Here is a 21,607-nt window from a genome sequence, read left to right on the forward strand (position 1 = left end):
ACTCGTGTCGTGATGTACAACTGAACGTTGATTGTGCCGACGGTCGTACGTTCCGTATGAGTTCTACCGACCCGCAGGGTCTCCAAGCGTTTCCGGACGAACTCTCCGGCCGCGAGTCCTGGCTCGAACCGTTCGACTGGTACCGCGAGATGCGAGACGACGCGCCCGTCCGCTACGACGCCTCCCGTGGGTCGTGGGACGCGTTTCGGTACGACGACGTGAAGCGAATCCTCGACGACGACGGGACGTTTTCGGTCGACCCCGAGCGGGCGACCGACTACGTCGAACCCGAGAACGAGGGCGAGGGGCTGATTCTCCAGACGATGCTGTTCAGGGACCCGCCACGGCACGACGAACTCCGGAGCGTCGTCGAGGAGCCGTTTCGGCCGAGAGCTATTCGCCAGCTCGAACCGCGTATCCGAGAGTTGACGACCGAGGTTTTAGGCGACGCGCTCGATGCCCGCGGTGAGATGGACGTCGTCGAAGACCTCGCCTATCCGCTGCCGGTACTGGTCATCGCCGAACTCCTTGGTGTGCCGGCCGAGATGCGCGACCAGTTCAAGACGTGGTCCGATACACTCGTCGAGGCGGCCAGCGACGACGTCGACACGCAGGCGTACCTCGAAGACCAGCGGCAGGTCCAGATGGAGATGGCGTGGTACTTCCTCGACCTCATCGAGGACCGCCGCGAGAACCCGCGCGACGACCTCGTCTCTCGGATCGTCACGGCGGAACTGGACGACGGGTCGCGTCTCTCTCGCGAGGAGGCACTCGGAACGTGCATCCTCCTCCTCGTCGCCGGCAACATCACGACGACGAACCTCATCGCGAACGCCGTCCGCTGTTTCGACGGAGCCGACCACTTCGACACCGTACGCGACGACGACCGGGCGCTCGCGGCGGCTCTCGAAGAGGTGCTTCGATACCGCTCTCCCGTCCAGGCGATGACGCGCATCGCCACGGAAGAGGTGACGCTCCACGACGCGACCATCGAAGGAGGCGACCGCGTCGTCGTCTGGCTCGGCTCCGGCAACCGGGACGAGCGGCAGTTCGACGACGCGGAGACGTTCGTTCCGAACCGCACACCGAACCAGCATCTCGGGTTCGGCCACGGCACGCACTACTGTCTCGGGGCGCCGCTGGCACGGCTCGAAACGAAAGTCGTCCTCTCGGAACTGCTCGACCGAGTCACCGACCTCCGCGTGGCCGACGCCGAGCTATCACCCACGCGCAGTTCGTTCATCTACGGTGTGGAGTCGCTTCCGGTGGCATTCGAGACCGAGTAGCGCCTCGGGGCCGACGCATCACCGTCCGGCACCGACTCACTCCAGACGGAGTGAGAACCCCCACGTCGCCCGCTGTTCGGACTCCATCGACTCCGAGAGCACGCTGTACTGCGCCTCGAAGCGGAACTCGCCGACCGCGAGGCAGCCGTCGCCGTCGGCCGCGCCGTAGAGGTCGACCAGCCGTTCGGTCGACTCGCCAGCTTCGAGTTCGATCACTCGGTACTCTTGGGTGATCGCGATCGGTTCGTTGAGCCGCCAACAGCCCGGCTCGGCGTCGTACTCGCCGTCGGCCGGAAGGAGCGTCAGGTGACCGTCGTCGTCCGAGACGTACTCGAAGAACACCTCCCGACCCTCGCCGATTCGAACCGTTCGGTCGCTCTCGTTCGTCACCGTCACGCGCAGTTGCGGCGGATGCTCGTCGGTCGCGACGGACTCGGTCGCTTCGACGCTCGGTGCGACCGGCAACTCCGGGGCTTCGTCGACAGCGCAGATCGTGATACCCGGCCCGCCGGTGCCCTCGGGTTGCGTTCCGCCCGCGGCGTCGGAGTCGTTCCCGCTCGGCAGTCCGGAGTCGTTTTCGCTGTCTCCGGGAGTGTCGTCGCCGGCGCTCGACTCACCCGAACCGCCGCTTCCGAGCATCTTCGCATCGGAGGTACAGCCGGCGAGCGCCGCAATCGTGAGCGCGCCGCCCGCCTTCAGCACCGTCCGTCTGGTCGGGGACATACAGACGAATCGCTCGGTGAGGGGATAACCCCGCCGTAAGCACAAAGATCGGTTTGCGTTACTGGTAGTACGCTTCCCGCTCGACGACGCGCGCGAACCCCACGTTCTCGGTCACCTTCTCGATTTCGACGGTCACCCGCTCGTTCACCTCCGTGTCGGGGACGATGACGACGTAGCCCCGTTCGACACGGGCGATGCCGTCGCCTTGCTCGCCCAGGCTCTCGATGTCGACGGTCCGGCGCTCGCCGACGTCGACCGGCGGGCTCTCCGCGCCTCTCGTGTCTCTCGCGGGCGTCGAGTCCGCAGTCCGGTTCGGGGCCGATTCACGCTCTCGGTCCGCCGCGTCGCGGTCGACGTCCCTCTCCCGAGAGAGGACCGCCAGACGGTACGTCTCTCCGACCTCCACGGTGCCCAGATCGACCTCCCGCTCGGGAACCTCGACGACGTACGAACCGTCGCGCTCTTCGACCGTCGCGGTACATAAACTCAACAAATCTCCAGATACGTCCATTGGTCTAGCTGCCTCCCCTACAGACGTGCACCATCATTGTTAAGATACTGGTTGGACTGTCGATAACGTCACGGCTCGGGTGGAACTCCTTCATCTCTTCCGCCGACCGTGCCGGTTCGGGCGTCGTCGGGCCTCCGCTCGGCGACCCTCGCTCCCGTCGATGCGGCACTTCGTTCGCGAGCGAGGGCCTTTATACTCGCCGCTACTTACCCGTAGACGTGGCATCCCCGTTCGATGTTTTAGGAGTCGACTCGGATGCGGACGACGCTGAAATCGAGCGCGCGTATCGGCGGCGCGTGAAGGAAGCGCATCCGGACCACGGTGGCTCCGCGAGTGAGTTTCAGCTGGTGTACACGGCGTACCGACAGCTCGCGGCGGGAAACGCCGACGCGGAACTCGAAGTTGTGCCGGAGACAGACGAGGAGAGTCGGAAGACGTCGCCGGCGTCGGAGACGAACGCTGGCCCCTCGGAGACGGATACTGGCCCATCGGAGTCGGACCCGGAGCACTCCGAACCCGAAGAGACGGGGTCGCAGGTGGAGTTTCTCAACTACGAGACGCTCACCGACCACGGCTGGCGGATAGACGACGAGAACCTCTTCGAGAAGGCCTCCGAGGCGGACCTCGACCCGACCGACTACGGACGGTTTCTGGTCAAACCCCGCGAGAACCTGCTCGAAGCGGCCGAGAACCGCGGGTTCGCGTGGCCCTACTCCTGTCGGGGCGGCGCGTGCGCCAACTGTGCGGTCGCCGTCGTCGACGGAGCCGTCGAGATGCCGTCGAACCACATCCTCCCCTCCTCGATGACCGACAGCGGCATCCAACTGTCCTGTATCAGCGCACCCGTCACCGACGAGATGAAAGTCGTCTACAACGTGAAGAACCTGCCCGGCCTCGACGAACTCCGGTTGCCCTCCGACCCGTTCGACAACGCGCAGTTGAACGACTGAATGGGTGATTGTAGCGCATCAACGCGTCGAAGCCGACGACGCTCGGCCCCAGTCTTCGGTCACTACCGTGGCGTCCGGAATATGAGCGAGACGAACCGTACGGTCATCGCTCTCGACGACGACCGTCTCAGTTCCGAAGAAGCGATCGACTCGGCCACGTTCGACGTCGGTGTCAGGTCTTTCCTCGCCTCGAATCCGCCACGACGGTTCGTCCAGTAGTCGGTCGTAGCCGACGATATCGACGTACTTGCTGTCGGTGGTGCTGCCGCCGATTCGGTACTCCATCGACAGGTATCGAATCGCGTGGTCGACGACGCCCACCGCGACCATGAGACAGAGCAGAAGGCCAGCCATTGCCCCGGTGACGAGACCCACTTCGGTCGCACCGAAAGCGAGAAAGAAAGCAGTGGCAGCCGAAAACAGCGCAAAAAACGCCAGACCCGGGAGAGCGTGAAGGCCACGTACGCCGCCGCTGGCAAGAACTGCCCGCCGGGTCGGACGGACGACTTCGAACGGTTCCGCGAACGACTCGTCGACCGACGGCTTCTCCGGCGGGTCGTACGCCCATCCGAGGTCGAGCGACTGGCTCTCGTCGAACGCACGCAGTCGGTCACGGTAGACGCCGACGAGGTCGAGAAGGAACTTCGTCCCGGCGATTCCGACCAGCAACACGACTGTCGACTCGCTGGCTGTCACCAGTCCTGCACCGAGTACCATCGCCAGACCGGTGACCGCGAGCGGCCAGAACGCGCTCTGGACGACCATCTGTGCGTTCACGTCCTCGTACTCTCGGTCGAGAACGTACTCGCCAGTCGAGAAGAGGTGACTCGAGAGGAGGCCGACAATCCCGACCGTGAGCGTCGGCGCCTCCGCCCGAGCAAGTCCGCCCGTCGCGCTCTCGTTGACCCCGAGAAGGACGAAGCCGCCGATAAAGAGCCACAGGAGGCCGAGGACCGGTACCGCGATCAAGACGACGAGGCTCTGTAGCTGAATCTCGAGATCCGTTTTCGGCAGCGACAATCCGCCGTACTTGTCGTGGAACGCGCCGTAGATGAGTTGCTGCTCGGGAAACTCCGCGGGACGCTGCGCGAAGAGCGCGCGGATGGACGCGAAGAGTATCAGTACGCCGAGTTCGATCCAGTAGAGCAGTACCAGCACTGCGAACGACCACTCCCAGAACACGATACCGACGAGCGGGACGAGATTCGCCACAACTGCAGCCAAAAGCGCTGACCGTCTCGACCGTGGAGGGCGCATCATCGTATCGTGTCAGTCGGAACTGGTGGACGTTTCGGTTCGTCGGTGAGATATCCGAAAGCGTCGTGTTGCGATTACTCGGCGGTTGGCAACGACGTCCCACGACGCCGGGATACTGCGGTCGCCGGTCAGCCACGTCACCTGGTGCAGCGACTCGGGCGGGTGGACCAGTAGTTCTACTGTAGAGTCGGATCCGACTCCGACGTTCCGTCCATTACTGCGACGGACGAACCAACTGTATTTTTCGCACATGACCGAGAGCACGAAGTATGGTCGACCGACTCGACGAAGTCGACAAACGCATCATCTACCATCTCGTCCGCGACGCGCGAAACACGACCGCACCGATGGTGGCCGACGAGGTGCACGTCTCCGCCGGAACGATCAACAACCGCATCAAGCAGTTGGAAGCGGACGGCGTCATCCGTGGATACCACGCGCACATCGACTACGGACACGCGGAAGGACGGCTGACGAATCTCCTCGTGGGGACCGCGAGCATCGACGAGAGGGAGCGCCTGACGAAACAGATCGCCGAAGTCCCGGGCGTCGTCAACGTCCGACAGCTGATGTGCGGAACCGGCAATATCCACGTCACGACGGTCGGCGAAGACGCGCAGGAACTCTCCCGCGTGACGCGGGACATCTCCGAGATGGGTCTCGAAGTCGAGGACGAACACCTCCTCCAACACGAGGAGTACCGTCCGTACCACGCCTTCGGACCGGCCGGCCGGCGTGAACGCCAGTCCATCGCCGACTTCATGTCGCTCTCCGGCGGTGCGGAGGTCGTCGAAGTGAGCGTCGCCCCCGGTGCCGAGATAGACGGCCTCTCGCTGCGAGAGGCGAACGAACGCGGACTCGTCGCCTCGGACGTGCTCGTCGTCTCCGTCGAGCGCGACGAATCGATACTCACGCCCAGAGGCGACACCGAGATTCGAGCCGACGACCTCGTCACGCTCTTCGCGCGCGGTGGTGTCTCGGACGGGACCGTCGCCGCGTTCAGCGAGGAGTAGGGCCGTCGAAGGGCGTCCGTGGGGTTCGTCGTCGTTCCCGGCCCGTTCCGCCTCTCGTTCCCCGCCTCTCACTCACGCTGTCGAGGGAGCGCCACTACCGGGCGGTCCGACCTCGTGGTGAGCTGTCGTTCGACGTCGCCCGTGAGGAGACGCGCCAGCAGTCGGCTGTCGCGCGGGGCGAACACGATACGTCGCGTCGACATCCCTCGTGACCTCGACGATTGCTTCCGCGACGTCCGTTCCGAACGTGACTCGGTCTCTACGTCGATATCCTCGGTTTCGAGCGCCGGTACGGTCGACTCGAACACCGGGAGTCCGTCGGCCGCCGTCTCCGGAACTGCGTCCCGCTGGGCGCCTCCCGCCCGGGGATTGTCCAAACCGGAATTTACGCCTACGATATTTCGCTATGGCTCGTCGCATAGGGTGTTTTATGCCTGTGCAAAAACATCAGTCGGTATGGCACCTGGCTCGCCGGACGGACACGACCGACCCCCCGTCGCAGATGGCGGCGGCCGTCGTCCCGGTGTTCTCTGTCTTCTCGGGAACGACGACCGGTCGAAGGACATCCAGTTTCGGGTGGCCGCAGCGGTCGCCGACGGCGGTCGCGTCGTCGTCGTCTCCGGGGACGACAGCGAGCAGTTCGTACGACGGGCGCGGGCGGAGTCGGCCCTGACGGACGTCGAAGTCGAGTCGGTCGATGGACCCTCGTCCGCGTCCAGAGGATGGATTACGTCGACGGTAGACGAACGCGAGCTCTCGACTATCGTCGACGGACGTGACGGTCACTCCGGCTTCACCGACTCCCGTAGTCTCGGCGTCGACTCCGACTGCACGCTCGTCACGGTGGGGACCGCAGAAGGAGTCGACTCCGTCTCGTCGTTGCTCGTCCCGGTCGCGATGGGGCCGCATCTGGATGCGGTCGTCGACGTGTCGAAGACGCTCGCGGAGGCGACCGACTCGTGGCTCGACCTCTTCCACGTCGTCGAAGACGCCGACGCTCAGTCGGCGAACGTCGAGGCGCTGTTGTCACACTGCGCCGAGCGACTCGGTTCGTTCGACCAGTACGACGAGTGGGTCTTCGAGGCACCCGACCCCGCCGCGGCCATCGCCGACCAGTCGCAGTACTACGACGTCACTGTTCTCGGAGCCACGCAGACGGGCGAACTCCGGCGATACGTCTTCGGGTCGACGGCTGACGAGGTTCGCGAGATGGCACCAAACGTCGTACTCACTGTCGACGCGAGCGACGTGGCGATGTCGCGCGTGGAGCGGTGGTTCGGGGAGGGAACGTAGTCCGGGAAGGGAACGCAGTTTCGCGTTCGGAAAGGGGGGCGGAGTCCGCGAGCGCCGGACTCCCGAACTCAGTTGGTCGTCCCCGAGCCCTCGCGCTCGGCGGCGATCTCGCGAGCCGCGTCGAGGACGAGATCGTCGTCGAGATGTTCGAGGAGACGCCGCTGTCCTCGACGGGTTCGACGGTCGATTTCGTCGTCGGAGAGGTACGCCTCGAACCGGCGGTCGATCTGTCGCTCCCGGAGGTCGACGAGCGTCGATTCGTCGACCTCGCAGTCGTCCGGGAGCCGTCCGTCGAACCACTCCCGCCACCGGTCGCGGTCGGTCCACTCGCCCGAGAGGTCGGTCTCGCTGCGGACCCAATCCCAGTGGTCGGCGAGCGCGTCGGGGTAGCCGCACTCACGCCGCACGTCCGAGAGAAGGGTCCGTGCGACTCGCGCGCCGTGTCCCGCGGAGAGAATGGCCTGGGCCTCGGCATCGGTCGGCGCGGCGACGTACAGTCCGTCGACGGGTGTCGACCCGTCGTCGTCCGGATAGTCGCGGTCGAATCGCTCGCGTACCTCGTCGCCGTGTTCGTCCGTCTCGAACATCTCCCCCGCGTCGTCGAGCGGACGGAGATACGTCGCGTCGTATCTCGCGGCGGCCACGACGCGCGTCGCCGTGACGTGGCGACCCGTCTGCGTTTCGAGTACGAACGCGTCGCCGTCAGTTCGCTCGACGGTTTCGACCATCTCGGCGAGTCGGTCGCATCCCGCCTCCTCGACGTGGTCGTGGATGAGACCGTAGAACGTCTCGACGTCGATTCCGGCGGGAAACCCGAGGAAGTTCTCCAGATACGCACAGCGTCGGAGCGACGAGTTCCCGCGGTCGAAGACGACGGTGTCGAGTCCGTACCGCGCGGTGAACACACCCACCGAACAGCCCGCGGGTCCGCCTCCGACGACGGCGACGTCGTACTCGACCGCCCTGTCACCGCCGCTGTCGACGCTCACGCTCGACTCACCACACCGACCCCGTCATCGAATCGTGGGACTGCTTGCTGCGTCGCGGTCATCTCTTCGGCCTCGATTCCGCAGCCGAACATTTAGGTTTACCTAAATCGGCTGCGTCGAGGCGGTCACGACGACCGTCACAGGTCGTCGACGGCCACCGCCATCCGACGGCGACGCGTCTCGAAACCCAGCTTCTCGTAGAACCCCATCGCGCGGTCGTTGTCGGCGTCGACGTCGAGCGCCAGTTCCGCGCAGTCGGACTCCGCCGCTAGTTCGACCGTCCGGTCGACCAACTCGCGGGCGAGCCCAGTTCCGCGGTGCGACTCGCGGACGTAGATATCGCCGACGAGTACCCGATCGGGGTGGTCGAAGACGCTCGGCGCGCGCTCGATCTCGGCAGTGACGAACCCGACGAGTTCGGCGTCGATGCCTTCGATATCGGTCTCGACGCTGGCGTCCGTTTCGGTCTCAGCGTCGGTGTCCCGGGCCGAGTTCCTGTCGACGGCGACCCACACCCGGTAGCTCTCCGCTTCGAGTCGGTCGAGTCGAAACGCGGTCTCCTCGGCGACGAGGTCGACATCGTCCGCCAGTTCGTGCGCATCGACCGCCGCTTCGAGGTCGCGATGGTACGGCAGCCACAGTTCTTCGGTCCATCGGCGGACTGCGGCCTCGTCCGCCCGGAGGCGACGAATCTCCATGCGTAGTCGCCTCAAAGCGGCCACTAAACTGTTTCTTAGCGGCCGCTTTCGGGGTTCGAGACGGGATCAGACGGGAGCGTTCTGTAGCCGTACACGTGTTGGTGAGACTCGACTGTGGAAGCCCTCGAACGCTAGTCGGCACGCGCACGGCGCGGTTGTCGGCCGCCGCGTCGAGAGGTGGTGAAAGGAGGAACGAGCGAGCGCGGGTCCGACTCTCCTGATGGGTGTCCTGCGGAAGTGGTCCAATCGCCTGCGATAGGTCGACCAGTTGTCGCCGGAGACGGACCGGCCTCGAATTAGTTCTCAGCGACAGAACGAGTTCGCCGGATCGGACCTGTCGAGGTGTCGCGTGTCAGCGACTCACGCCGAACAGCTAACTCGGTGCGACCGACAGAGGAGGCCGTGGACATCGAATCGTGGAACGTCGTCGACGTCGGCGAGTATGGGTCGGTCGGCGAAGCGGTGACGCGCACCCCCGAGCGGGACCCCGTGATCTACCGACTGCCCGCCGGCGAGCACCGCCTCGAGGAGGAACTCCACTTCGGCGAGCGGGCGGGGGTCGCTCTCGTCGGTACCCCGGACGCGACACTCCGCGTCACCGACCCGGAGATGAGTCGAGCCGTCACGTTCTCGGGGACGAAGCGTGCGGTGGTCGAGAACGTCGAGTTCGACTTCTCCGACCCGGGGGTCGGTCCCCGCGCCATCGGCGCGGCGGTTCCGGAACGGTTGGTCGTCGAGAACGTCCGCGTCCGCGGGCGAATCGACCGCCTGGAGCGACCTCCGGCGTCGCTGATGTGGTTCAACCTCACGACGCCTGCGGGAACCGGCGTCGTGCGGAACCTCCGGATGCCCGACGGCTGCAGCCACGAGCGGGAAACGAAGCAACAGCACAACCACCGCATCGGCGTGAGCGTCGAAGCCGAACACGAGGGCACGCTTCGGCTCCGGGACTGCGACGTTCGCGGCTTCGTCGACAACGGCGTCTACGCGAAGAGTTCGGGGCCCGGACGGACCATCGTCGAGGGCGGCTACTTCGAGAACAACGGGAACGCGAACGTCCGCCTGGGTGCCGGCGAGCGCGGCCACGACGTCGTACGGGACGCGACCATCGTTCTCGACGGCGGCGGCGTCGACCACACCGGCTGCGGCATCTGGGCGCAGGACGGGCGACCGGTCGTCGAGGGCTGTACGATTTCGGCGACGAACTGGGAGAACGACCTCCTACGCGTCGGCCGAGGGGCGGTCGTGCGCGACACGACCATCGAGTCGGACGCGTCGTCGCGTGCGCTGAAGATCGCCGGGGAGCGTGCGCACGACGTGCTCGTGGACGGCCTGCTCGTGACGGATTCGGGCTCCGGCGAGGGGAGGCAGTACTCGGTGGAGGTGGGCGGCGGCGGCGAGACGGTCACCTTCCGGAACTGCGCGTTTCGCTTCGACCACGGACCGCACGCCGACCGCCACGGCGTCCACGTCGGGAGTCCGGGCGTCGTGTTCGACAGCTGCCGCTTCGAGCAGACGGGCGATGCGAACGCGTTGCTCCTCATGGGTGCAGGACGGTCGGACGTGCGGTTCTCGCGCTTCCGCGGCGGGACGCTCGGCGTGAACGTCGACAGTACCGCCTCGGTGTTCGTGGGCAACCAGTACGACGGCGTGTCCACGAACGTGGGCGACTTCGGTTTCGACGCCGAGTTCGATACCGTCGGAGAATCCGACGGATGACGGTCTCGACCCTACCAGGGGGAGTACGCGAGGGGGTGTACAGCGGCGCTCGGCGAGCGCGAACGGTCGTACCAGGAGACGAACGACGCACCGTCCACGGCAGCCTATCACTACTTTAGTAGTGTGAAATAGACCACGGTCCGAACGCTCGTGTCTGGCGGCCGTAGCGGGACTCGCTGCGATTTCAACCCTGCTGCGATGCAGCGCGGTCGGCGCCCGACGCACCTTCGATCCGGTGATTATACTGAACACAACTACTGAATAAATTCGCTGAACATCGAAGGCAGCGCCACTCAATCGATTCGAGCCGCACGCTGGCGAGTTCTCCCGCGTACGGAGACGTTCTTCCGTTCGAGTACTGGGAACTAACCGCTTTGCGTGCGTAGCGTTAGCATGGTAACAGAGCGACCGCGACCGACGCGACGGGGAGAGATAGCGGAGATTCTACGAACGAAGGCGGGCGGTGTGACCGAGACTCGGGACGAAGCCGACAAGTACACCGTCGTCGGGGCGGCCCGGCGACGGACGTTCGCGAACTGGCTGACGCCCGTCGCGGAGCACTTCGTCTGCCACAGAAACGACATCCCTGACGTCGACGCCGAGACGTGGACCGTCTCGCTCACCGGTCGAGCGTCGGGAGCGCTGTCGGTGGCCGATATCGAGAGCGGGTTTCCGACTGTCGCAGTCGCTCACACGATGGAGTGCGCGGGTAACGGTCGCGGCCAGCATCGACCGGAGACGGGGAGCGTACAGTGGGGGTTCGAGGCCGCGGCCACCGCGCTCTGGACCGGCGCTCCCGTGAGTTCGATTCTCCGCGCGAGCGGCGTCGACCCACCCAACGAGAGCGGCGAGAACGACGTCGGCGACGAGAGCGACGAGCGGTGGCTCACCGCCGTCGGGGGGGACCCGTCGGACGACGGAGACGTCTTCGCTCGGTCGATTCCGCTCGCGAAAGCGTTCGACGACTGCATCCTCGCCTACGAGATGAACGGCGAACCGCTCCCGCAGGAGCACGGCTTTCCGGTTCGGCTGATCGTCCCCGGGTGGTACGGCGTGAACAACGTGAAGTGGGTCGACGAACTCAGGGTGATGGACTCGATGGTCGTCGACGGCTCGCTCGACCGGCCGGGCGAACACGCGTTCTGGCAGCAGGTCGCCTATCGAATCCACCCGCGCGGGGTCGACCCCGAGCCGAACGCGAGCGTCGAGGCGGTCGACACGTGGGAGCAACTCGAAGGGGCCGTCGACCACCCCTACACGTTCGACGAGAACGTGAAGTCGGTCATCGGCACGCCCGACGGGGAGACGACCGTGACGCCGAAACACGGCGCGGTCGAAGTGCGAGGCGTCGCCTGGGCCGGCGACGATGCGGTCGACCGCGTCGAGATTTCGACCGACGGGGGGCGGACGTGGAACGACGCGGAGCTGTTCGGTCCGGCGTACGCGGGCGCGTGGCGGCTGTTCCGGTACGACTGGCGCGCCGAACCGGGACGACACGTACTGCTGTCTCGCGCGACCGACGAACTGGGTCGACGACAACCGGCGCGGATTTCCGAACCGGACGAGTGGCGCGACGCCCTCGACGACGACGCGTACCCCTGGAACGAGGGCGGCTACGCCGCGAACGCCTACGAACCGAACGCCGTGGAAGTCGACGTCCGCGGCTGACGGCGGGTCGAACGCGACGACCGCAGCGAGCGATGGGGACGCTCGGAGACGCGCCCACCCGACGAGACGCCGGTGTGCGTCGAACTACCCGTCTGACTTTCCGTTTCCGGAACGCTTGAGACCTCCTACGGGAAACAACGACCGTGTCCCGCGCTCGGCTTTTGGCCTCTCTCTGTGGACTCGTCTTTCTCGTCAACCTCGCCAGAATCGTCTTCGCGCCGCTGTTGGACGTCTTCATCAACGAGTTTCCCATCGGCGAGGCGACCGCCGGACTCATCGTAACGCTCGCGTGGGTCGGCAGCGCGTCGCTCCGGCTCCCGACCGGGTGGGTCCTGACCAAGGTGCCGAGACACCGGGTCGTCGTCGTCTCGGGGGTCGTCCTCGCGCTCTCGTCCGGATTCGCGGCGACGGCGACGACGGTCACCCATCTGATGGTCGGCGCGTTTCTCATGGGAATCGCCTCGGGGGTGTACTTCGTCTCGGCGAACCCGCTTTTGAGCGAACTGTACCCGCATCAGATCGGTCGCGTCGTCGGCATCCACGGGGTCGCGACCCAGATCGCGGCGGTCGTCGCCGCGCCGTTAGTCGCGCTCACCCTCCTCGTCGACTGGCGACTCTCGCTGTGGGCAATCGCCGTCGGCGCGGCAGTGATTACGGCCTATACCTGGGTAGCGGCCAAGCGCATCGAGATGCCGAGCGCGGGGGAGAAAGACCGCGACTTCGTCGCCGGTGCGCTCTCGGAGTGGCGCATCATCGTGACGTCGCTGGCCATCGTGGGGTTGGCGGTGTTCGTCTGGCAGGGGCTGTTCAACTTCTACGAACTGTACATGCAGACGAAGGGACTCACCGACCAGCAGGCGGGCACGATGCTCGCTATCGTCTTCGCGGCCGGCGTTCCCGCGTTCTACCTCGGCGGGGACTTCGCGGACCGCCTCCCCCAGATTCCGTACTTACTCGGCGTCGTCGGTGGCTTCGCCGCGTGCGTGTTCGTCCTGACCACGGTCGAGGGGCTACTCGCGCTGGGCGTCGTCACCTGCGTTCTCGGCTTCGTCGCCCACGCTATCTTCCCCGCCGTCGACACGTATCTCCTCGATACGCTCCCGGATTCGACGCGGGGGAGCGCGTACGCCGTGTTCAGTTCCCTCTGGATGCTCACGCAGGCGCTCGGGTCGTCGGCCATGGGACGGCTCGTCGAGGACGGATACACCTACGACACGGTGTTTCAGAGCGCGGCGCTGTTTCTCGGCGCGACGATAGCCGTCCTCGCGCTCCTCGAACGGGCGGGGCGGTTGCCGAGCTGAAACCGAGACGGCGTCGACGAGACGGCCGCCGGCGGGCTACTCCCGCGGTCGGTTCTCGCTCAGACGTAGCGAACCGCCGCAGCTCCCGCACCGATACGACTCGGTGTTCTCGACGAGCTTCGACCGCCGGTATCTCGCCAACGCGGTTCCGCAGGACGCACACCGTATCCACCACTTCGGTTCGGCGAACCGCTCGCAGTTGACGTGCGTGTCGAGTTCGGCCGCCAGTTCCTCGAACCGCGCCCCGTGGGAGCCGTCGCCCTCCTCGTTGAGCAGGTGGACGTGGACGAGTTCGTGACGTATCGTCTCTGCGGTCGCCTCCCACCCGCAGTTCTGGAAGAACTCCCACGTGAGCGAGACGGTTTCGGGAGTCCCGTCTCGGTGTTTCACCGCACCCGCTCGCCGCTTCGCTCGCTTGCTGACCTCCCAGTCGAGACCGCTGACGTCGACCGTGAGCCCGTAGTGACGAACGACCTCGCGGGCGTAGAGCTTCGAGACCGCCAAGAACTCTGGAACCGTCGCTTCCGGCCCGACGGCGTAGTACGTCGTGTCGACCTCCTCTTCCGGTTCGGAACTCATGTGTACTCGGCCGCCGCCGTGCTTCCGGTCGTGGCTGGTCGAAGGTGTCGGACTCGGGGGAAATAGCTGTTCACCGAGGCAACCGGTGCCGCCGGCCGCTCCGGAACGAACGCCGGTGGGATGGTGGTCCAGTCGTCTCCCGTGTGTCGACCGAACCGCCTCGGACTGAGACTATCGTGAGATGAGGTCCCGGCGTCCATAACTCGTCTACCGTGTCATTTCGGCCGAGGGCGGTCGGTCGTCATCCGACGGATCGATGAGGGGTGAGACGAGAGACGTACCGATAACAACCGTTTTGGCGGTCGGCGAAATACCAACGAATACAACCGATGAATGTCACGATGGGTACGTACCTCGTCACGCAAGCGGACTGCTCCGGCGGGCGGTCGACCGAGGCGGTCGTGCGGAGCGCCATCGACGGCGGGGTCGACGTCGTACAACTGCGGGAGAAACACACGACTGCGCGGGAGCGCTATCGGCTCGCGCGCACGCTTCGAGAGCTGACGGCCGCGGCCGAGACCCCGTTCGTCGTCAACGACCGTGCCGATATCGCCGCGGCGGTCGACGCCGACGGCGTCCACGTCGGCGACGACGACCTTCCGGTCTCCGTCGTCCGCGAACAGCTTCGAGACGACGCGTTCGTCGGTCGGTCGGTCTCGACGGTCGAGGACGCGCGGCGGGCGGCCGAGGCGGGGGCCGACTACCTCGGCGTCGGCGCGGTCTTTTCGACGTCCTCGAAGGACGTCTCCGAAGCCGAGTCGAACATCGGCGTCGAGACGGTGGCGGCGGTAGCGGACGCCGTCGACGTTCCCGTCGTCGCCATCGGCGGAATCACGGCCGAAAATGCGAGAGCGGTCGTCGAGGCGGGCGCAGACGGCGTCGCGGTCGTCTCCGAAATCGCGGGGGCGTCGGATCCCGAGTCGGCGACGCGTCGGCTCGCCGCGGCCGTCGACGCAGGGAGGCGGGCGCGATGAGCGACGCGTCCGGCCCCGACGTGGGCCTGTCTCCGGCGCTCTCGACCGTCGAAGCGCGCACTCCGCTCGTCGACGCGCTGACGAACGCCGTGACGGTCAACGACGTGGCGAACGTGACGCTCCATTGGGGCGGGTTGCCGGTCATGTCCGACGACACCCGGGAGGTCGACGAGATGGTCGCGAACGCCGACGGCTGTCTGTTGAACATGGGGACCGTCAGCGAACGCGGCGAGACGGCGATGCTGACCGCCGGTCGCGCCGCGAACGAGCGGGGTGTCCCGCTCGTCGTCGACCCGGTCGGCGTCGGCGCGACGTCGACGCGCTCTGCGGTCGCCGAGCGTCTCGTCACCGAACTCGACGCGACCGTCGTCAACGGCAACCACGCCGAAATTTCGGCGCTCGCGGGGGAAGACGCCGAGGTCCGTGGCGTCGAATCGGTCGGCGAGTACGCCGATATCGCCGCAACCGCCGTCGCGTGCGCCCGGCGCACCGGAGCCGTCGTCGTCGCCTCCGGCGAGACCGACGTCGTCGCCGACGCGGAGACGGCGTACGAGGTCGACGTGGGCCACCGGCTGATGGGCACCGTCGTCGGCACCGGCTGTATGCTCGGCGCGACGCTTGCCGTCTTCGCCGCCGCGCTGGACGACCCGCTCCGAGCGGCGCTCGCAGGAACCGCGGCGTACGGCCTCGCGGGGGAGCGCGCCGCCGCGGGCGACTACGGCGACTACGAGGGTCCGGCGAGCTACAAAATCGCGTTCTTGGACGCGGTCGCCGGGATGGACGGGAGGGCTGACGTCGACGCGACGGGCCGGATTCGAGAGGTGACGACGTGATGGGCGTCGTCGTCACCGGCGGCACCGGCGATATCGGAAGCGCCGTCGTCGAGTCGCTCTCGGAGACCGACGTCGCGTTCTCCTCTCTGACGGACGGCGAAGCAGTCGTCCCCGAGTACGCGTGCTCGCCGGAGGAGATTGCGGGCGCGGTGCGATATCTCCTCGACAGTTCGTTCGCCCACGGCGAGATTCTCACCGTCGACGGGGGGATGCAGTTCCGATGACGTCGTCGGACCCCGTCCCGGAGACACCGACGACGCGACCGTACGCGCTGACCGTCGCCTCCAGCGACTCCGGCGGCGGCGCGGGCATCCAGGCCGACCTGAAGACGATGACTCGGTTGGGCGTCTACGGCGGGTCCGTCGTCGTCGCGGCGACGGCACAACACACCCGCGGCGTCGACGCCACCCACGTGCTCCCCGACGAGATGATCCGCGCGCAGTTCGAGGCGGTGACCACCGATTTCGACGTCGGCGCCGTCAAACTGGGGATGCTCGCGACGGTGTCGGCTATCGAAACCGTCGACGACTGCCTCCGCGACTACGACGGGCCGGTCGTCCTCGACCCGGTGATGGTCGCCACCTCGGGCGACCGGCTCCTCGAAGACGACGCCGTCGACGCCTACACCGACCTGTTCGCCCGAGCGACGCTGCTCACGCCCAACGCCGACGAGACCGCGGCACTGACCGGGGTCTCCCCGACCGACGAACGGTCGAGAGGCGAGGCCGCGACGGCGTTCTTCGAGTGGGGAGCCGACGCCGTCCTGTTCAAGGGTGGCCACGTCGACACCGACGGCGACACCGTCCGGGACGTGCTCGTCACGCCCGACCGGACGGTGACGTTCGCCAACCCGCGCGTCCGTACCGACCGGACGCACGGCTCCGGCTGTACGCTGTCCAGCGTCATCGCGTCCCGACTGGCGCACGGTGACGGGGTGGCCGACGCCGTCGAGCGGGGCATCGCGTTCACGCACGCGGCCATCTCGCGACCCGCCGACGTGGGTCGGGGGCCGGGAAGCGTCGACCACCTCGTCGACGCGACGCACTGGCGCGAACCACCGCGCTGACCGTGCCGACTGGCGTGAGCGACGCGCCGTCGGTGGAATCACGACGGGTCGTAGTCGACGGTTCAGCCGAAGTTACTCCCGCGAGCGAGTGTCGCTTCCCGTCTCCTCGTCCGCGTCGACCGGTCGCTCCAACACGAGGTACTTCGTCCCGCCGCCGACGTAGTCGACCGACTCGACGAGTCGCCACCCGTCCGCGGCGTACTCGTTCAACTGCGTTCGGGGGTCTTCGGACTCCTTCTTCGTCGGTCCACGCGGAACCCGGAGCGTCTCGTACTCCCACCGTCTGCGGTCTTTCTGGTTCACGGGTACTCGCTACGGCACACACGGTTCTATAATTAGTCGTCGAGCGACGTTCGGACGGCGTTCGGGAGTCACGGCGTCCGCGACCGATTGTTTCTGTCGGACACGAGTGAGGTCCTCCCCGAATCCGACTACGGATACGTCGACCCGCCGACGGTCACGTTCTGTCTCGCGACGACGGTCCCGTTCACGGTGTTCACGGCGTAGATCTGTGTCGTCTGTCCGGTCGGGAGGGGGACCGAGACGTCGGTCTGTCCGGCGTCGACCGTCGTCGTGTAGAACGAACTGCCGCTCTCGGTGATGACGGTCAACTTCGTGACGCCCTCCTCCGTGGTCGCCGCCGGCGTCAGCGTCACCGACGCCTGCACCGAGGACGTCCCCCACTGGTCGGTCGTCGAGACGCTCTCGAAGACGGACGAATCGCCCGCCTGCGGGGTCACCGTCGGCTGGACGGTGAGACAACCGCTGGTGAGGACGAGCACGACAGCGAGAAGAGCGAGTCTGCGATGCCAGTGCGCTAAATCAACCATGTGTACGTGTACTCGCGCGAGCGTTATTACTCCGCTGGGGCACTCACTGTCGTACAGAGCCGATCGAGCACCCCGAAAGCAGAGTCGTCAAGTGTCCTGCCCACGTCGGATTACACCAATCAGAGATGAGTAAGATAATCGCGAACGGAACGCCCATCCGCTCTGATAGCTCTCACGCACCTTCGAACCGGACGGAACGCCGCCGACGAACTCACCGCCCCCTCGGAGAGGGCATCGACTCTCGATGAGCGACGGCTCGTCGGACAGCATCGACACGCAGCGAGAAGATCCCAACCTCAAGAGTTCGAGCACCGAGGACATCGGCACCGCCAACACGATGCGTCAGCGGAGTGGCGAGACGCGCATCAAGACGTGGTTCTTCCTCAACGGGAGCCGTCTGGTCGTCGCCGGACTGTTGGCCATGCTGATCTTCGGCGTCTTCGTCTTCGGCGGGACGTTCTTCTACCAGTACTTCCTCACCGACACCCAGACCGCAGACACCGTCGAGACGGTGTTCTCGACGATGATCAGCGCCATCATCACCGGCGTGACGCTCGTCCTGACGATAACGCAGATCGTCATCTCCCAGGAGAACGGGCCGCTCGGCGACCAGCGCGAGCGCATGAGCAACACCATGGACTTTCGCGAGTACACCGAGGAACTGATCGGGTCGCCGACGCCGGCCGACCCGTCCGCGTTCCTCCGTGCGCTCATCCTCGAGAGCAGAGAGTACGCCGAGAAGCTCCGCGACTCCGTCGCCGACAGCAACTCGGACGACCTCCGCGGCGAGATCGAGGAGTTCACTAACAGCCTCATCGGGAACGCCGACGCCGCGACGGACAAACTCGAAGGGCGGTCGTTCGGGTCCTACACCGTCGTCTCGGCGGCGCTCGACTACAACTACGGCTGGAAGATATTTCAGGTCGAACGCATCGCTGACGACCACCGGGACGAACTCCCCGACGAGACGGTCGGCATCCTCGACGACCTGAAGACGGTGCTCTCGATGTTCGGACCCGCCCGCGAGCACATCAAGACGCTGTACTTCGAGTGGGAACTGATCAGCCTCTCACAGAACATCCTCTACGTCTCGGTGCCGGCGCTGATCATCGCCGGGTTCATCACGATGTACCTCGGCGGGAACTCGCTGGTGGGCGGAACCCTCGGCGTACCGAACCTCATCTGGGTGACCGCCCTCGGGTTCGCCATCACCTGCCTCCCATTCCTGTTGCTCATCTCGTACATCGCGCGAATCGCGACCATCGCGAAACGGACGCTCGCCATCGGACCGTTCATCCTCCGCGAGTCGCAGCGCTGAGGAGCGGTTCTCCGCCGGCGGCCATTATGTGTAATGCCGGACACGACCGAACGTTATTTGTCGAATCCGCGAGACCGGACGGTCGTGTCCCTCCCAAACCAACACTCCCCGAACCCCTCCACCGGTGCGTTCGACGAATGACGACGACTTCCACCGACAGCAACGCCGTCATCTACGTCGGCGCAGACGACGGCGTCCTCTACGCGGTCGACGCCGCGTCGGGCGGCCGCGAGTGGGCGTTCACGGACGCAACGGAACCGATACAGTCCTCCCCCATCGCCGCGGACGGAACCGTCTGCGTCGGCGCCACCGACGGTGTCCTCTACGCGGTCGACGCCGAGTCGGGCGACCGCGAGTGGACGTTCGAGGAGGCGTCGAGCCGAATCGCGTCGTCGCCGACCGTGGTCGGAGAGACGCTCTACGTCGGGGCGAACGACGGGGTTCTCTACGCGGTCGACGTCGGTACCGGCGACCGGCGCTGGGCGTTCGAGGACCCGTCCGGCTGGATACGGTCGTCGCCGACGGTCGTCGACGAAACCGTCTACGTCGGCTCGGACGACCGGACGCTGTACGCCGTGGATGCCGCCGACGGCGAGGCCGTCTGGACGTTCGACGACCCCCTCGGACCGCTCTCCTCGTCGCCGACGGTCGTCGACGAAACCGTCTACGTCGGCTCGGACGACCGACGGGTGTACGCCGTCGACGCCGACACCGGCGAGTCGGTCTGGACCTTCGAAGACCCGAGCGGCCCGGTGTTCGCCTCGCCGGCGGTCGCCGACGGCACCGTCTACGTCGGCGCCTGGGAGGCGCTGTTCGCGGTCGACGCCGAATCCGGCGACCGCGAGTGGGTCGTCGAGTACCCGGCGAACGGAATCGACGCCTCGCCGACGGTCGTCGACGAAACCGTCTACGTCGGACTGCTCGACGGGACGCTGCGCGCGGTCGACGCCGAGTCGAGCGACGAGAACTGGTCGTTCGACGGTCCGTCGGGGTGGATCGTCTCCGCACCGACTGTCTACGAGGGCGTCGTCTACGTCGGTGCCGACGACGGCGTGCTCTACGCGGTCGACGCCGACACCGGCGAACAGCGCTGGGCGTTCGGTGACCCCGACGGGGGCGTCACCAGTTCCCCGACCGTAGTGGCGTCGCCCGGAGACGGGTCGAGTGCCAGAAGCGGAACGGACGGAGGTGACAGATGAACCGACGCGACCTCCTGGCGACCGGCAGCGCGCTACTGACCGCGGGTGTCGCCGGCTGTAACGCTCCCAAGAACAGCGACCCCGCCCCCGACGAGACCAAAACCGTCGACGGGGGAGCCGGAACCGCCGACGGCGAGGTCGGAACCGCCGACGAGTGGCCGATGTTTCTCTACGACAGCGCCCACCAGCGTGACTTCTCAAGCGAGGGGATAGCCGTCGAGGAACCGTCGGTTCGGTGGTCCTCCGAGACCGACGACGCGATCTGGTCGAGTCCGGTCATCGCCGACGGAACGCTGTACATCGGCAGCTACGACGGCCACCTGTACGCGCTCGACGCCGACACCGGCGAACGGCTGTGGCGGTACCGGACGGGCGACCGCATCGACGGCAGCCCGGCGGTCGCGAACGGGACGGTGTTCTTCGGTTCGTTCGACAGAAACGTCTACGCGCTCGACGCCGACACCGGCGAACAGCGCTGGATGTACGGGTCGAGCGGCATCGTCCGGAGCAGTCCGTCAGTCGCCGACGGCGTCGTCTACATCGGAACCCACTGCCGGACCGAGGAGTGCAACGCCTACTACGACGTCCGGTGGCCCGAACGGGGCGGCGTGTACGCGCTCGACGCCGACACCGGGGCGCTCCGCTGGCGGTACGAGGCGGGCGATGGCGTCATCAGTTCGCCGGCGATCGTCGACGGTACCGTCTACGTCGGCAGCTCCGACACCACGATGGCGGCGCTCGACGCCGACACCGGTGAGACGCGCTGGCGCCGCGAGACCGGCGGACCGATAATGAGCAGCCCGGTCCGCGTCGACGACCGAGTGGTGTTCGGCAACGTCAGCGGCGAACTGTACTCGCTGGCCGCCGCCGACGGCTCCGTCCAGTGGTCGTTCGACGCCAACCAACGCGGGGCCAACGGCGTCCAACTGCCGGTCGTCGTCACCGGAACTCCCGTCGTCGTCGACGGAACGGCGTACGTCGGCGCGATGGTTCCCGGAGACGACATCCGCGGGAAGCTGTACGCCATCTCGGTGGCCGACGGGACACACGAGTGGTCGGAGTCGCCGTTCGGGCAGGCCGTCGGGAGCAGCGCCGTCGTCGTCGACGACGTCGTCTACTTCGGGTCGCACCTCCTGGAGTCCTCAGCCGACGCCGAGTCGGGACTGTACGCAGTCGATACGGACGGCGCGACTCGGTGGGAGCACGTCGTCAGCGGCGAGGACTACAACGGGTTCGGGAGCAGTCCGGCAGTCGTCGGCACGACGCTGTACATCGGTAGCACCGACGGGAACGTCTACGCGTTCGACCTCGGTTAGGGCCGACGCAACCGGAGAACTGCCGAACGGAAGAGCCGGACGGTCGTTCAACCGCCCAACCGCCCAACCGTCCAACTGTCCGGC

Annotated in this window: 23 protein-coding genes; 14 read left to right on the top strand and 9 right to left on the bottom strand. The window is 66.5% G+C overall.

Annotation, left to right across the window (positions count from 1 at the left end):
* Positions 1-56: 56 nt before the first annotated feature.
* On the top strand, positions 57-1,286 hold the full coding sequence (locus tag LAQ74_RS17950) for a cytochrome P450 (protein ID WP_224337462.1): 1,230 nt from the start codon (positions 57-59) through the stop codon (positions 1,284-1,286).
* Between the two features lie 36 nt (positions 1,287-1,322).
* On the opposite strand, the gene LAQ74_RS17955 is transcribed toward LAQ74_RS17950, so the two are convergent.
* Positions 1,323-2,009, bottom strand: a complete 687-nt coding sequence (locus LAQ74_RS17955) for a hypothetical protein (RefSeq protein ID WP_224337464.1) — start codon at positions 2,007-2,009, stop codon at positions 1,323-1,325.
* Positions 2,010-2,067: 58 nt separating this feature from the next.
* Positions 2,068-2,520, bottom strand: coding sequence for a TRAM domain-containing protein (locus LAQ74_RS17960; protein WP_224337466.1), 453 nt, complete (start codon positions 2,518-2,520; stop codon positions 2,068-2,070).
* Between the two features lie 218 nt (positions 2,521-2,738).
* On the opposite strand from LAQ74_RS17960, the gene fer reads away from it, so the two are divergent.
* Positions 2,739-3,470 (top strand): ferredoxin Fer, encoded by a 732-nt coding sequence (gene fer / locus LAQ74_RS17965; protein ID WP_224337468.1) that lies wholly within the window; start codon positions 2,739-2,741, stop codon positions 3,468-3,470.
* 18 nt (positions 3,471-3,488) lie between these two features.
* Here the strand turns inward: fer and LAQ74_RS17970 are convergent, their stop codons facing one another.
* On the bottom strand, positions 3,489-4,730 hold the full coding sequence (locus tag LAQ74_RS17970) for a DUF6498-containing protein (protein ID WP_224337470.1): 1,242 nt from the start codon (positions 4,728-4,730) through the stop codon (positions 3,489-3,491).
* Positions 4,731-4,996: 266 nt separating this feature from the next.
* On the opposite strand from LAQ74_RS17970, the gene LAQ74_RS17975 reads away from it, so the two are divergent.
* Positions 4,997-5,740, top strand: coding sequence for a winged helix-turn-helix transcriptional regulator (locus LAQ74_RS17975; RefSeq protein WP_224337472.1), 744 nt, complete (start codon positions 4,997-4,999; stop codon positions 5,738-5,740).
* A gap of 68 nt (positions 5,741-5,808) precedes the next feature.
* Here LAQ74_RS17975 and LAQ74_RS17980 read toward each other — a convergent pair whose 3' ends face one another.
* Complete coding sequence (locus LAQ74_RS17980; protein ID WP_224337474.1) at positions 5,809-6,117, bottom strand: hypothetical protein; 309 nt, start codon at positions 6,115-6,117, stop codon at positions 5,809-5,811.
* A 79-nt stretch (positions 6,118-6,196) separates the two neighbouring features.
* On the opposite strand from LAQ74_RS17980, the gene LAQ74_RS17985 reads away from it, so the two are divergent.
* Positions 6,197-7,033, top strand: coding sequence for a universal stress protein (locus LAQ74_RS17985; RefSeq protein ID WP_224337476.1), 837 nt, complete (start codon positions 6,197-6,199; stop codon positions 7,031-7,033).
* 68 nt (positions 7,034-7,101) lie between these two features.
* Here the strand turns inward: LAQ74_RS17985 and LAQ74_RS17990 are convergent, their stop codons facing one another.
* Together LAQ74_RS17990 and LAQ74_RS17995 are read right to left on the bottom strand one after the other, a co-directional pair.
* Entirely contained in the window at positions 7,102-8,022 is a 921-nt protein-coding gene (locus tag LAQ74_RS17990) for an NAD(P)/FAD-dependent oxidoreductase (RefSeq protein ID WP_224337478.1), read from the bottom strand.
* A 137-nt stretch (positions 8,023-8,159) separates the two neighbouring features.
* Entirely contained in the window at positions 8,160-8,720 is a 561-nt protein-coding gene (locus LAQ74_RS17995; RefSeq protein ID WP_224337479.1) for a GNAT family N-acetyltransferase, read from the bottom strand.
* 402 nt (positions 8,721-9,122) lie between these two features.
* Between LAQ74_RS17995 and LAQ74_RS18000 the strand changes: the two genes are divergently transcribed.
* The 3 genes from LAQ74_RS18000 (at position 9,123) to LAQ74_RS18010 (ending at position 13,408) form a co-directional block, all read left to right on the top strand.
* Entirely contained in the window at positions 9,123-10,439 is a 1,317-nt protein-coding gene (locus LAQ74_RS18000; RefSeq protein WP_224337481.1) for a right-handed parallel beta-helix repeat-containing protein, read from the top strand.
* A gap of 393 nt (positions 10,440-10,832) precedes the next feature.
* Complete coding sequence (locus tag LAQ74_RS18005; RefSeq protein WP_224337483.1) at positions 10,833-12,107, top strand: sulfite oxidase; 1,275 nt, start codon at positions 10,833-10,835, stop codon at positions 12,105-12,107.
* Positions 12,108-12,250: 143 nt separating this feature from the next.
* Entirely contained in the window at positions 12,251-13,408 is a 1,158-nt protein-coding gene (locus tag LAQ74_RS18010) for an MFS transporter (protein WP_224337485.1), read from the top strand.
* Between the two features lie 36 nt (positions 13,409-13,444).
* On the opposite strand, the gene LAQ74_RS18015 is transcribed toward LAQ74_RS18010, so the two are convergent.
* Positions 13,445-13,987: a SprT-like domain-containing protein gene (locus LAQ74_RS18015; protein ID WP_224337487.1), complete on the bottom strand. Its 543-nt coding sequence runs from the start codon at positions 13,985-13,987 to the stop codon at positions 13,445-13,447.
* A gap of 341 nt (positions 13,988-14,328) precedes the next feature.
* On the opposite strand from LAQ74_RS18015, the gene thiE reads away from it, so the two are divergent.
* The 4 genes from thiE to thiD are packed head-to-tail and all read left to right on the top strand — an operon-like array spanning position 14,329 to position 16,860.
* Positions 14,329-14,961 carry a thiamine phosphate synthase gene (gene thiE, locus LAQ74_RS18020; RefSeq protein WP_224337489.1) on the top strand — a complete coding sequence of 211 codons (633 nt, stop codon included), beginning with the start codon at positions 14,329-14,331 and terminating at the stop codon, positions 14,959-14,961.
* Positions 14,958-15,794 (top strand): hydroxyethylthiazole kinase, encoded by an 837-nt coding sequence (thiM, locus tag LAQ74_RS18025; RefSeq protein ID WP_224337491.1) that lies wholly within the window; start codon positions 14,958-14,960, stop codon positions 15,792-15,794. Before thiE ends, thiM begins: the two co-directional genes overlap by 4 nt.
* Positions 15,794-16,018, top strand: a complete 225-nt coding sequence (locus LAQ74_RS18030) for a hypothetical protein (RefSeq protein WP_224337494.1) — start codon at positions 15,794-15,796, stop codon at positions 16,016-16,018. Before thiM ends, LAQ74_RS18030 begins: the two co-directional genes overlap by 1 nt.
* Positions 16,015-16,860, top strand: a complete 846-nt coding sequence (thiD, locus tag LAQ74_RS18035) for a bifunctional hydroxymethylpyrimidine kinase/phosphomethylpyrimidine kinase (protein ID WP_224337496.1) — start codon at positions 16,015-16,017, stop codon at positions 16,858-16,860. Before LAQ74_RS18030 ends, thiD begins: the two co-directional genes overlap by 4 nt.
* Before the next feature lie 72 nt (positions 16,861-16,932).
* Here the strand turns inward: thiD and LAQ74_RS18040 are convergent, their stop codons facing one another.
* Together LAQ74_RS18040 and LAQ74_RS18045 are read right to left on the bottom strand one after the other, a co-directional pair.
* Positions 16,933-17,163 carry a DUF4177 domain-containing protein gene (locus LAQ74_RS18040; protein ID WP_224337498.1) on the bottom strand — a complete coding sequence of 77 codons (231 nt, stop codon included), beginning with the start codon at positions 17,161-17,163 and terminating at the stop codon, positions 16,933-16,935.
* A 128-nt stretch (positions 17,164-17,291) separates the two neighbouring features.
* On the bottom strand, positions 17,292-17,690 hold the full coding sequence (locus LAQ74_RS18045; protein ID WP_224337500.1) for a hypothetical protein: 399 nt from the start codon (positions 17,688-17,690) through the stop codon (positions 17,292-17,294).
* A 244-nt stretch (positions 17,691-17,934) separates the two neighbouring features.
* On the opposite strand from LAQ74_RS18045, the gene LAQ74_RS18050 reads away from it, so the two are divergent.
* The 3 genes from LAQ74_RS18050 to LAQ74_RS18060 all read left to right on the top strand — a co-directional run bounded on the left by LAQ74_RS18050 (position 17,935) and on the right by LAQ74_RS18060 (position 21,523).
* Positions 17,935-19,008 (top strand): DUF7972 family membrane protein, encoded by a 1,074-nt coding sequence (locus LAQ74_RS18050; RefSeq protein ID WP_224337502.1) that lies wholly within the window; start codon positions 17,935-17,937, stop codon positions 19,006-19,008.
* A gap of 137 nt (positions 19,009-19,145) precedes the next feature.
* Complete coding sequence (locus LAQ74_RS18055; RefSeq protein WP_224337504.1) at positions 19,146-20,207, top strand: outer membrane protein assembly factor BamB family protein; 1,062 nt, start codon at positions 19,146-19,148, stop codon at positions 20,205-20,207.
* Positions 20,204-21,523: an outer membrane protein assembly factor BamB family protein gene (locus LAQ74_RS18060; protein WP_224337506.1), complete on the top strand. Its 1,320-nt coding sequence runs from the start codon at positions 20,204-20,206 to the stop codon at positions 21,521-21,523. Before LAQ74_RS18055 ends, LAQ74_RS18060 begins: the two co-directional genes overlap by 4 nt.
* The last annotated feature ends 84 nt before the right edge of the window (positions 21,524-21,607 follow it).

The organism is Haloprofundus halobius (genome assembly GCF_020097835.1).
GTDB classification, from domain to species: Archaea; Halobacteriota; Halobacteria; order Halobacteriales; family Haloferacaceae; genus Haloprofundus; species Haloprofundus halobius.